The organism is Agrobacterium sp. BT-220-3, assembly GCF_025910175.1.
Lineage (GTDB): Bacteria > Pseudomonadota > Alphaproteobacteria > Rhizobiales > Rhizobiaceae > Agrobacterium > Agrobacterium oryzihabitans.
The window spans coordinates 1,120,923-1,132,611 of record NZ_JAPAIX010000001.1; the positions used below are offsets into that span (position 1 = coordinate 1,120,923).

The window sequence follows — 11,689 nt, forward strand, 5'->3', positions numbered from 1 at the left end:
GCTCCCCGCTCTTCCCGCGACGTTCAATGTAGTTGGTAGGCCGCCGCTGGTCGATCTCCCCCCTTGAGGGGGAGATGTCCGGCAGGACAGAGGGGGGTGAACCGCGCACGCTACCGTCACGGCCGCCCCCAATTCCCTCACCCGGTAATCTTCGAGAAATCTGCAACCGTTCCCGTAGCTTCGCGGATGGCCTTCAACAGCGCCAGACGGTTTGCACGGATGGCCGCATCCTCGTCGTTCACAAGCACATCCTCAAAGAACTTGTCGACAGGCGCACGAAGCGTCGAAAGCGCCTGCATGGCGGAGCGGAAATCTTCCGCTTCGACCGCCTTCGCCGCATCGGCGGAAGCCATCTTGATCGCCGCATAAAGCGCCTTTTCGGCATCAAGCTTCAGCAGCTCTTCCGAAACACCATCAGCGACCACGGTGCCCTTCTTTTCCTCGGCGGCCAGAAGCTGTGTGGCGCGTTTGGTGCCAGCCAGAAGGTTCTTGCCATCCTCACCGGTGATGAAGGCGGTGAGCGCCTCAACACGGCGGGCGATCATCAGCAGATCATCGGAATCCGGTGTGAGAACAGCCTCAATCAGATCGTAACGGGCGCCGAGGTCGCGAAGGTAGACCTTCAGGCGATCATGGAAGAAGGAGAGAAGATCCGGGTCTTTCACGACGCTCAAAAGCGGCAGACGTACGTTTTTCTCAAGCAGAATACGCACCACGCCCAGCGCCGCGCGGCGCAGCGCGAAGGGGTCCTTCGAACCCGTCGGCTTTTCATCAATCGCCCAGAAGCCGACGAGGGTGTCGAGCTTGTCTGCCAGAGCAACCGTGATGGCCACCTTGTCTGCCGGCAGGCGGTCTGAGGGGCCCTGCGGCTTGTAGTGATCTTCGATGGCCGCCGCGACGCTTTCGTTCTCGCCCTGCAACGCCGCATATTTGCGGCCCATCAGGCCCTGAAGCTCGGGGAATTCGCCGACGGCTTCGGTGCGCAGGTCGGCTTTCGCCAGCACCACGGCGCGATCCACCAGAGCAGCATCGGCACCAACGACGTGGGCCAGAGCCTTGGCCAGTTCGCGGATACGCGCCACGCGCTCACCCTGCGTGCCGAGCTTGGCATGGAAGGTAACGTTCAGCGCATCGAGCTTCGCCATGCGCTGATCGAGCGGCTTCTTGAGATCGAGGTCGAATTTTGCAGCCGAATCTTTCAGCGTCTCCAGATCGGGCAGATCGCCCTGGTCGCGGTTCCAGAAGTGGCGGGCATCCGACAGGCGGGCGCGCACGACCTTGCCATTGCCATGGATGATTTCCTTGCCGCCATCGCTCGCCTCGATGTTCGAGATCAGGATGAAACGGTTGGAAAGACCTTCTTCCGCACCCTGACTGCGGGTGACGAAACACTTCTGGTTGGTCTTGATGGTAAGGCGAATGATTTCCGCAGGGATCTGCAGGTAATCCTCCTCGAAGGTGCCCATCAGAACCTGCGGCCATTCGACGAGGCCGGAGACTTCTTCCAGCAGGCCTTCATCTTCCACCAGTTCGAGACCGTTGGCAAAAGCCAGATCCTTGGCGTCGTGCAGGATGATATCCTTGCGGCGTTCGGCATCGAGAATGACCTTCGCCTTTTCGAGGCTCGAGACATAATCTTCGAAACGGCGCACGGTAATCGGGCCCGGCGCATGGAAACGATGGCCATAGGTAACGTTGCCGGCGACGATGCCGTCGATCACGAAAGGAATGACCTGGGTTTCATCATGTTCGGGGCCGAACAGGCAGACGATGGATTGCAGCGGGCGCACCCAGCGCAGGCTTTCCGAGCCCTTGCCTTCGATGCCAGCATAGCTCGATCCCTTCGGCATGGAGGCCGGGCCGGAGCGCATGGATTTCGGCCAGGGGAAAGAACGGATGATGCCGGGCATCACTTCCGCGATGATCTCTTCCGCCGGACGGCCGGGTTTGTTGATGATGGCGATGTAGAAATCGCCCTTCTTCGGATCGGAAACGACCTGCGCTTCCGAAATGTCGTTGAGGCCTGCGCCGCGCAGAAAGCCCTCGATGGCCTTTTCATTGGCGTCGGTGCGCGGGCCTTTTTTTTCCTCACGCACATCGGCGGAGCGGGCGTTGAGGCCGCGAATATCCAGCGTCAGGCGGCGCGGCGTCCAATATTCGCGCGCACCCTCATAGGTCAGCCCTCTCTCCACCAAGGCATCGGTGACGAGTTTCTTCAGATCGCCCGCCGCCTTGCGCTGCATGCGGGCGGGGATTTCCTCGGAGCGAAGTTCAAGCAGAAGATCGGGCATGGGATAAGGACTTTATCTTTGTATCTTTTGTCGGACGATGTATGCCGCGAAAAGCGACAGCGGTCGGCTTAGCAAGCAACGCGGCAAAAGTCACCACGGCATTCGGTTAAATTACCGCCGGCAGGTGTTACCAGCCGCCACCGCCACCGCCGCCGCCCCCAGAGCCGGAAAAACCGCCGCCGCCACCGCCCGAAAAGCTGGAGCCGGAAGAGCTGACGGGCTGGGGAATGGTGGAGGCGATGGTATTGGCCATGGAGGTGGAAAAGCCTCCGATCCTGTCGCCAAAGCTGCCGTAATTGCTGCCCGCATACCAGCCGGGCGCATAACTTGCCGCAGCGGCACCGGCGGCAGCCGTTGCGAGCCAGGTCTCGAAGGTGCGGCTCCACGGTTTTTCGACGCCGAGCGCCACGGCATAGGGCAGCAATGTCTCGAAATGCTGCGGCGACATGGCGGGCGCACCAGCCATGTTCATCCGGTCTTTTTCCGCCAGCGTCAGATAGGTTCGGAGGCCTTCGATGCCATCCATCAGCTTGCGGCCGAGCGGCGTCGGCGCGCCCATCAGGAACAGGAACAGTGCATTGGTGAGCACGATGCCGCCGATGGCGGCCAGCGCCAGCGACTTGGTGTCATGCGTCACATCCAGCAGGATTTGCGTGGCGATACCGCCAATGGCGGAAAAGGCCACAAAACCGGCAAAGGCCAGCATGACGATACCGCCGATACGCTTGCGCAGCGGTGCGCCGCGCGAAAACTGGCGGCCGATACCGATCGACAGGATGCTGAAGAAGAAGGCGAAAAAGCCGAAGACCAGCACGGCGGCAATGGCGCTTTCATCCAGATCGCCGAAGATCAACGTCGCGACGATGAGGGCGATGCTGAGGAAGATGCCGAAAACGATGTAGCCGGCATTGCTGCGGTAATATTTGCCGCGATGTTCTTTCTCTATCGCTGCGCGAAACTGTGTTCCGACCTTTTCGACCTCCGCACCATGGGCCTTGTCGATGGTCAGCGTCTTGCCAGGGCCGCCGATGGAGGACAGCAGCGTTTTCTGGCCGGTCGGCAGATCGGCGGCGGTCGCCTTTTCCGTGCGGCGAATGACGATGGCGTTCTTCAAGTCCTCCAGAACGACATAGCCTTTGACCGCCAGATCAAGGGCCGAGGCAGAGAGCGCCGTCCAGCCGGCACCCGAAAAACCCCTGTTATCGACATAGTTGACCAGAGCTGGCGAGAGCCCCTCCGGCGCATCCCAACGCGGCACGACCACGCCCTTCGCCGGATCGCGGCCAACGGCGAACCAGGCGCGAAGGTAATAAAGCAGCACGGCGAAAAGCCCGCCGCCCGAAAGCAGGATGGCGAGATTATCCCGCAGCCACCAGCCCGCTTCTTGCGAAGTGTCAGGTGCGGCAATCGCGCCCTTGGGCAGCTTGACGGCAACCGTCATGCCCTCGCCCACTGTGAAGGGGCGGGTGGAGGCGAAGAATACCTCGTTACCTTCGTTCAGAATGCGCGCATCCTTGCCTTTCGCGCCAAGCGGACCGGTGAAGACGGCGGTGTCGGTGGCCCTGACGCCCTGCGGCAGCGTGATGGTGGCGGAAATCTCGCCCATGGGGAACTGCCAGCCATTGCCGGTGACATTCCAGGTCAGCTCGTCATAATCGCTGAAATAGCGGATCTGCCGGGCGGTGGTGTAGGTGATCTGGAAGATATGTTCGCCGGTCGGCAGAAAACGCTCGGCGCTGCCGGTATAGATGCGGATGCCGCCATCGATGTTTTCGGTGCGCCAGTTTTCCGGCGCGCCATCGCGCTCCACTGAAACGACGTTGAAATCCACCTTGGTGCGGCGGTTATTCGCATCCAGCGCATAAAGCGGGAAATCGCGGAAGATGCCGCGTTTGATGTTCTGGCCCTCAGCACGGGCGGTGATGGTTTCCGTCACCGTCAGCTTGCCATCCGTCGCAACCTCGATGACGGAATGGTAGGAGCGGATGAATTCCTCCGCGAAGGCCGGGAAGGCCGCGCCCAGGAAGACGAACAGCGCGAGAAGTCTTGCGGCGATGGTCTTCACGGGCGGTTCTCCTTAAGGGAATGGAGCGTTTCCGGTTTCAAGTGATGATGCGCAGCACGGTCATTCCGTCATACCGGTCCCCGGATCAAGTCCGAGGATGACCCGGTATCCAGCAGCTGCGCGTCTGCGCGGCTTGAAGAGTCTTTCGCGGTCAAGGACTTGATCGCGCTGGATTCCGGCTCAAGGCCGGAATGACGGAAAACCAATACCGTTCTTCTAATGCTGCGGCTCGGCAGCGCTTTCCTTTTCCGTGTAGTCGACGCCGAGCGAGGCGAGCTCTTTCCAGTAAGCCGGGTAGGTCTTGCCGACGCAGGCAGGGTTCTGGATAGCGATTCCACCGATCTTCAGCGCCGCCAGCGCAAAGCTCATGGCGATGCGGTGGTCGGCAAAGGTATCGATGGAGGCCTTGACCGTCTGGCCCGCAAGAGCCGGATCGGCATGCACGATCAGGTCGTCGCCTTCCTCATGCGCCAGACCGTTACGGATTTCGTTGAGGCCGAGCGAGACGGCGCGGATACGGTCGCATTCCTTGACGCGCAGATTGGCGATGCCGACGAAACGCACCGGCGTCTCGTTGAAGGCGGCGAGAACCGCGATGGTCGGAATGGCGTCCTGCATCTGCGAGCCGTCGATTTCGGCGGGCAAATGCGGAAACTTCGCCATGACCTCATAGGCCTTGGCGTCCGGCTGGGTGAATTTATCGGCCGGCGTGCCGATATCGATCGCGCCGCCGGTCAGCAGTTCCGCACCCCAGAGATAGGTGGCGGCGGAGGCATCCGGCTCGATGTGGAAATCGGTCGCCGTGTAACCCGTCGGATGCACGCGCCAGATGGCGTTGCTCACCCGCTCCACCTTCGCGCCAAAAGCTTCCATGGCCGATGTGGTGAGATCGATATAGCCCTTGGCGCCGATTTCCTCGCCCTTGAGGATGATATCGACAGGCTTGTCGCCGCAGGCGGCCGCCATCAGAAGCGCCGACACATATTGGCTGGAAAGATTGGCGTCGATGGTGACGCTGCCCTTCGGGAACCCTGTGCCCTTGCCGCAGACGGTGACGGGCGGGCAGCCGGTCGGCGCTTCGGCCTCGACGCCGAGGGAGCGCAGGGCCTCCACCAGCGGCATGATCGGGCGTTTGCGCATGTGCTCGTCGCCATCGATGATGACGGCGCCATCCACAAGTGCTGCGGCAGCGGTTAGGAACCGTGTGGCGGTGCCGGCATTGCCGAGGAAAAGCGGCTTTTCCGGCTGCTGCAATACACCTGTGCCTTCCACCACGAAGGTGGTGGCATCAGGCTCGGTGACCTTGACGCCCATCTCGCGCAGGGCTTCGGCCATATAAAGCGTGTCGTCGCTTTTCAGTGCGCCGGTCAGGCGGCTTTTGCCCCTGGCAAGACCAGCCAAGAGAAGCGCACGGTTGGTGATGGATTTGGAGCCGGGCGGCTCGACCTTGCCGGAAAGCGGGTGGTCGGGCGGGGTGATGGTCAGTTCGATCATGATTGTCGTCTTGTCAAAGAATGCGGCGAAGAGCCGGATTATCGGAATTTGAACGGGAGGTCTTAAGCCGCCGGGGAAACAGTGCGCTTAGAATTTCACTGTCGGCACGGCGCGGTCGGCCGGGTTGTCGATCTCGAAATAGGGCGCCTTGGCAAAACCGAACTGGCCTGCGACCAGATTGGAAGGGAAGCTTTCCACCTTGACGTTGAGATCGCGGGCGGCGCCATTGTAATAACGGCGCGACATCTGGATTTCGCTTTCGATGGTTTCCAGCGAACGCTGCAATTCCAGAAAATTCGTATTGGCCTTGAGATCGGGATAGGCTTCGGCAAGCGCGAAGAGCTTGCCGAGCGCCTGCGATAGCAGCCCTTCCGCCTGGGCGCGACCTTCGACATCGCCCGCCGGCACGGCCTGCGCCCGGTTACGCATGGCGATCACCTCCTCGAAGGTGCTCTTTTCATGCGCCGCGTAACCCTTCACGGTCTCGATGAGGTTGGGAATGAGATCGGCGCGGCGCTTCAGCTGCACGTCGATGCCCGACCACGCCTCTTCCTTCATCTGCCGCGCCTTGACGAGGCCGTTATAGATGAAGACGACATAAAGCGCGATTGCCGCGATGATTGCCAGCGTGATGAACATGAATTGCGATTCCCAGCTTCGATGCGCGCACGATAGCCGCTCATTACCGCAAAGTCATGGGGCTTCGCTCATTCTGTCCGTTTTTGCCGGGAGGAGACAAGCTCAGGGAAGTAAACATCCGTCATTTGTGAAAAACGGTACAATACAACCTCAGCCCGGATACCTTGCGCACAAAAAGAGTATAGGAGGCGAGCCTGAAACCGCGTTCGGCCCAGTATGCCTTGTTTTCCTCTAGATGGTTCCAGCCATCTATTCTCCAGCTGAGGTCGTTCGTATTGCGTGTATAATGCATTCGGACAAGGGCACTTCCAACATCGAAGGTTCGCTGGCCACTATCCTTGCAATCCATGCGAGTGACGATCATTCCGAGCGAATGCAGCTTGTTGGCGCGGGGAAACGCATCCTTGCCACTCATCCATTCAGTCGTTTCGGCAACGGCCGCATTGCCGAGAAGACATCCAAGCGTCAATACAAGCAAAAAACGTAAGCTTCTAATATTCATAATCAAATCCAAGGTGATTTTTCACCGGAACAATCAACACAAAATAAAAGGCCGTCAAGAACGGCCTTTCAAATTCAATAAAATCTTCGGTGCGAACCTGCCTCCAAAAATCAGGCGGCCCTGTTCCAGTTCAGCCCGCCCGCATCCGTTAGCAGGAAGGCCTCGCCGCAGGCTTTCGCCAGCGTGCGCACGCGCAGGATGTAGCTCTGGCGTTCCGTCACCGAGATCACACCGCGCGCATCCAGAAGGTTGAAAACGTGGCTGGCCTTGATGCACTGGTCATAGGCCGGGAATACGCATTTGTGCAGGCGCTGATTGTCGTTGTCACCGGGCGCACCGGCGGCGAGAAGCGCCTGGCACTCCTTTTCGGCGTCGATGAAATGGCGATGCAGCATGGCCGTATCGGCAAATTCGAAATTATGGCGGGAATATTCCTGCTCGGCCTGCAGGAAGACGTCGCCATAGGAAATCTTCTCTTCGCCCTCGCGGCCGTTGAAGTTCAGGTCATAGACATTGTCGACGCCCTGAACGTACATGGCGAGACGCTCCAGACCATAGGTCAGCTCGCCCGCGACCGGCGAGCATTCGATGCCGCAGACCTGCTGGAAATAGGTGAACTGCGACACTTCCATGCCGTCGCACCAGCATTCCCAGCCGAGACCCCAGGCGCCGAGCGTCGGGCTTTCCCAGTCGTCTTCGACGAAGCGCACATCGTGCAGCAAGGGATCGAGACCGATGGCCTTCAACGAACCGAGATAGAGTTCCTGCAGGTTAGACGGGTTGGGCTTCAGAATGACCTGATACTGGTAATAATGCTGCAGGCGGTTGGGGTTTTCGCCGTAACGGCCATCGGACGGGCGGCGCGAAGGCTGCACGTAAGCGGCCTTCCACGGCTTCGGTCCAAGCGCACGCAGCGTCGTCGCCGGATGAAACGTGCCCGCGCCCACTTCCATATCATAGGGCTGCAGCACCGCGCAGCCCTTGTCGGCCCAGTAATTGTGCAGCGTCAGGATCAGCGCCTGAAAGGAACGCTTCGGGTTCATATGGTCGGGAATATCGGTCATTGCAGTCATCGCAGCGTTAGGAGGACAAGTAAGCATTGACTTACTTCGGATGCGGACACGTGCCACGGCATGGCGTGAGGGTCAAGGTTTTATGCGTGGAGACGCCGCCTTACGTCTCATCCTCGCGCTTCACGCGGTATTCGCCGGTTTCCGGGTCCTTGATCAGCGTGCCGATGGCGCCGGTCTCGCGTTCCTTCTCGCGCTGTTTCGATTTCGCCGAAAGCTTTTCCGCATCCCGAACGAAGCGGCGGTAAAGGATGACGGATCCCACCACCAGAAGAAGAATTGTAATCAGCTGCGCCATAAGGCCCTATTCCTGCGACATCATAGACCGAAACGCGACCACAATGCCTTTTCTTCGGCAACCTCCGCAAGTCCCGAGACGGCCCCTGCGGCCAGCCTTTCGGCGTTGAGGTCGAGTGCCGCATTTACGCCTGGCACTTTTTTGCCAAACAGCGAGCGTCCGCCGCTGACGAGCTGAAGCTTGACCTTTTCGCCGAAGCGGCGGCGCAAAATCTCCCTCATGTCGCCCAGCCCGTCGATCAGGCCGAGGTCGAGACCGCGCATGCCGGTCCAGAACAGGCCGGAGAAGAGCGTCTCATCGTCCTTCAGTTTCGAGCCGCGACGCATCTTGACCATGTCGATGAAAACATTGTGGATTTCGACCTGGAGCGACTTCAGATATTCGATGTCGCCTTCCTTTTCCGGCTGGAAGGGATCAAGGATCGCCTTGTTCTCACCGGCTGTATAGACGCGGCGCTCGACGCCGATCTTCCGCAGCATTTCCGGAAAACCGAAACCGCCCGAGACGACACCGATCGAACCGACGATGGAGGTGGGGTCGGCGATGATCTCGTCGCCGGCAAGCGCGATCATGTAACCGCCGGAGGCCGCCACGTCCTCCACGAAGATCAGGACCTTCTTTTCCTTCTCCTCGGCAAGCTGGCGGATGCGATTATAGATCATCCGCGCCTGCACCGGTGAGCCGCCGGGAGAGTTGAGCGAAATGGCAACGGCCGGCGCATCCTTGATCGCGAAGGCTTTTTCAAGCAGAGGCGCGTAGGAGGCGAGATTGAGAGCGGGGCGAAACTGGTTGCCGCCCGCCATGATCGCGCCATGCATGCGCACGACCGGGATCACGAGTTCTTTTTTGCGAAAGCGTTTCGGTACCAGATACTTCAGAAAACCCACAACTCAATCCTCGCAGCAATTGCCTGTTGGTCAGGCATGTATGTATCGCCCGGGAAAACGCAATGGTTTGCGGCCTGCGGACCTCGATTTTATAGGCTGGGCCTGATTGCCTTTACATTACGGCGATAGGCGGTTCGGCCATTGTTCAGGTCATCCACGAGGGGCGTGAAGGCGTGGCTTTCGGCCTCATGCATGACGAGCGGTGCCCGGAACGATAGCTTCGCGCGCGAGCCCTTGATGGCCGTGACGAGCATGCGCACCGCATCTTCCCCGGGGCGCGGATGGATGAGGGTTATCTCCATGCCGCCAAAGCGGCTGCCGCAGGCAGCGATGATTTCCGCCACCGATTGCGGCCGTGAAATCAGGGAAAGCTGCCCGCCCGAAACCATGATTGCGCCCGCGGTCCTGATCCAGTCCTCGAACAGGCCCTCCGTCATGGCGTGGGCCTCGGCCTTCAGGGCATCGGGCGTGCGGCGGTCACCCGCATCGTTATAGGGCGGGTTCATGATGACGTGGTGGAAATACCCGTCCGGCAGACCAGCTTCGATGCGCGCCTTGGCACGCAGGGTCACATCGGCCTCGCGCACGTCGATACGGCCGGAAAAGGCAGCGTTTTCCGCCAATGCGAGACTGCGGCGGGCAAATTCCGCCATTTCCGGCGAGCGCTCGTAAAGCGTCACTTGCGCCTTTTCGAGCCGGGCTGCGACCGCAAAGCCCGCCGCACCCGCGCCGGCGCCGAGATCGGCGATCCGGCAGGCGCGGTCATCCGCCACCAGCGAGGCCAGAAGCATGGCGTCCATGCCGGCCCGGTGCCCCCTGCCCTTCGGCTGGAGAATGTGGAACCGGCCGCGGTGAAATGCATCAATGGTTTCGGAAATATCGCCGCCCACCGTCTCGTCAAGCCTCTTCGTTGCGCAACTCGTCACCCAGCCCGGCATCCATGAGAATGCGGCGGGCCTGATCGGCACGATCCTCTTCGACCAGAAACCGGCGGGGCAGAAGACCGAGCGACCCTTCCAGAATGCTCATCGCCTGATCGGCGACGAGGCAGTGGATCCCGGCGTCCTTCATCAGGCTTTCGGCGAAGGACAGAAGCACGGCATCGTTGGTACGGATCAGTTCACGCATGGATAAGCCCTAAATTCCCATCTTTTTGAATGGCTAGCGGCAATTCGCCCCTTGCCGCGACAGGCGCCAGTTTTTATTGTCGAATTCAAATTCGAACAGGAGTCCTGTCCCTTGGGCGTCGTCATACCGCTTGAAGAAAGCAAAAACAAACTCGCATCCGTCAAGCCGCTTGTCGACCTGACCCGCCCCGACATGGAACGGGTGAACCAGCTTATCCTTTCCAAGGCCGGTTCCGATGTCCAGATGATACCTGAGGTGGCCAACCATTTGATCTCGTCGGGCGGCAAGCGCCTGCGGCCGATGCTGACGCTCGCCTCGGCCTCGATGTTCGGCTACGAGGGCGACCACCACATCAAGCTCGCCACCAGCGTGGAATTCATGCACACGGCGACGCTTCTGCATGACGACGTGGTGGATGAGAGCGACCTGCGCCGTGGAAAATCCACAGCCCGCACCATCTGGGGCAACCAGGCAAGCGTTCTCGTCGGCGACTTCCTGCTCGGCCAGGCCTTCCGTATGATGGTGGATGTCGGCTCGCTCGATGCGCTCGACGTGCTGTCCACTGCTGCCTCGGTCATCGCCGAGGGTGAGGTGCTGCAGCTTTCGGTCGCCAAGAACATGGAGACGACCGAGGACGACTATCTTCAGGTGATTCGCGCCAAGACCGCCGCCCTGTTTGCAGCGGCGGCGGAAGTGGGGCCCATCGTTGCCAAGACCGACAAGGCGACCCGCAGCGCGCTCAAATCCTACGGCATGAATCTCGGCCTCGCCTTCCAGCTCGTCGACGACGTGCTGGATTACGGCGGCAAGTCCGCCGATCTCGGCAAGAATACCGGTGACGATTTCCGCGAAGGCAAGATCACGCTGCCGGTCATCCTGTCCTATCGTCGCGGCACGCAGGATGAGCGCGCCTTCTGGCGCAACGCCATCGAAAAGGGCGAAAGCAGCGATGAGAACCTCGAAAAGGCGCTGGGCCTGATCACCAAGTACAATGGTCTTGGCGATACGATCGGCCGTGCCACGCATTACGGCACCATTGCCCGCGATGCGCTCGCACCGCTGCCCGAGAGCCCGTGGAAAAATGCGCTTCTGGAAGTGATCGACTTCTGCATCGAGCGTCTCAACTGACGCCCAGGCCCCAAACAAACGGCGGATGGACAGGCCATCCGCCCGATGTTTCGGGCCAGCTTCTCCGCAAGGCGTGATTGTGGCCGGGCCATAATTTCTTGCGGGGCTGCTTCAAAAAAGCCATTCTATCGTGACCAAACAATGGAAACTGATTTTTCCGTGCTTCTGCACAAAGGCAAAGGTTCCC

The 11,689-nt window shown here is 60.2% G+C and carries 11 protein-coding genes; 1 reads left to right on the forward strand and 10 read right to left on the reverse strand.

Features of this window, described 5'->3' with window-relative positions; genetic code table 11:
• Nucleotides 1-137 precede the first annotated feature (137 nt).
• From glyS to OK142_RS05760, 10 genes are all read right to left on the reverse strand, one after another.
• Nucleotides 138-2,291 (reverse strand): glycine--tRNA ligase subunit beta, encoded by a 2,154-nt coding sequence (glyS, locus tag OK142_RS05715; RefSeq protein WP_498681553.1) that lies wholly within the window; start codon nucleotides 2,289-2,291, stop codon nucleotides 138-140.
• Between the two features lie 127 nt (nucleotides 2,292-2,418).
• The gene (locus OK142_RS05720) at nucleotides 2,419-4,356 is read right to left on the reverse strand and encodes a DUF2207 domain-containing protein (RefSeq protein WP_498681556.1); all 1,938 of its coding nucleotides are present in this window, start codon (nucleotides 4,354-4,356) and stop codon (nucleotides 2,419-2,421) included.
• Between the two features lie 216 nt (nucleotides 4,357-4,572).
• Nucleotides 4,573-5,850 (reverse strand): 3-phosphoshikimate 1-carboxyvinyltransferase, encoded by a 1,278-nt coding sequence (gene aroA / locus OK142_RS05725; protein ID WP_498681557.1) that lies wholly within the window; start codon nucleotides 5,848-5,850, stop codon nucleotides 4,573-4,575.
• Between the two features lie 87 nt (nucleotides 5,851-5,937).
• The gene (locus OK142_RS05730) at nucleotides 5,938-6,489 is read right to left on the reverse strand and encodes a LemA family protein (RefSeq protein ID WP_078051226.1); all 552 of its coding nucleotides are present in this window, start codon (nucleotides 6,487-6,489) and stop codon (nucleotides 5,938-5,940) included.
• 121 nt (nucleotides 6,490-6,610) lie between these two features.
• Nucleotides 6,611-6,991, reverse strand: a complete 381-nt coding sequence (locus OK142_RS05735; protein WP_498681560.1) for a hypothetical protein — start codon at nucleotides 6,989-6,991, stop codon at nucleotides 6,611-6,613.
• Between the two features lie 110 nt (nucleotides 6,992-7,101).
• Nucleotides 7,102-8,064: a glycine--tRNA ligase subunit alpha gene (locus tag OK142_RS05740; RefSeq protein WP_035218800.1), complete on the reverse strand. Its 963-nt coding sequence runs from the start codon at nucleotides 8,062-8,064 to the stop codon at nucleotides 7,102-7,104.
• Nucleotides 8,065-8,164: 100 nt separating this feature from the next.
• Entirely contained in the window at nucleotides 8,165-8,359 is a 195-nt protein-coding gene (locus OK142_RS05745) for an NfeD family protein (RefSeq protein ID WP_020813606.1), read from the reverse strand.
• Nucleotides 8,360-8,379: 20 nt separating this feature from the next.
• Entirely contained in the window at nucleotides 8,380-9,246 is an 867-nt protein-coding gene (locus OK142_RS05750; RefSeq protein WP_035218803.1) for a S49 family peptidase, read from the reverse strand.
• An 89-nt stretch (nucleotides 9,247-9,335) separates the two neighbouring features.
• Nucleotides 9,336-10,136: a tRNA1(Val) (adenine(37)-N6)-methyltransferase gene (locus OK142_RS05755; RefSeq protein ID WP_498681742.1), complete on the reverse strand. Its 801-nt coding sequence runs from the start codon at nucleotides 10,134-10,136 to the stop codon at nucleotides 9,336-9,338.
• Between the two features lie 7 nt (nucleotides 10,137-10,143).
• Nucleotides 10,144-10,374, reverse strand: a complete 231-nt coding sequence (locus tag OK142_RS05760; protein WP_003493981.1) for a putative signal transducing protein — start codon at nucleotides 10,372-10,374, stop codon at nucleotides 10,144-10,146.
• A 111-nt stretch (nucleotides 10,375-10,485) separates the two neighbouring features.
• Here OK142_RS05760 and OK142_RS05765 point away from each other — a divergent pair, with 111 nt between their 5' ends.
• Nucleotides 10,486-11,502: a polyprenyl synthetase family protein gene (locus OK142_RS05765; RefSeq protein WP_003493979.1), complete on the forward strand. Its 1,017-nt coding sequence runs from the start codon at nucleotides 10,486-10,488 to the stop codon at nucleotides 11,500-11,502.
• Nucleotides 11,503-11,689: the final 187 nt, after the last annotated feature.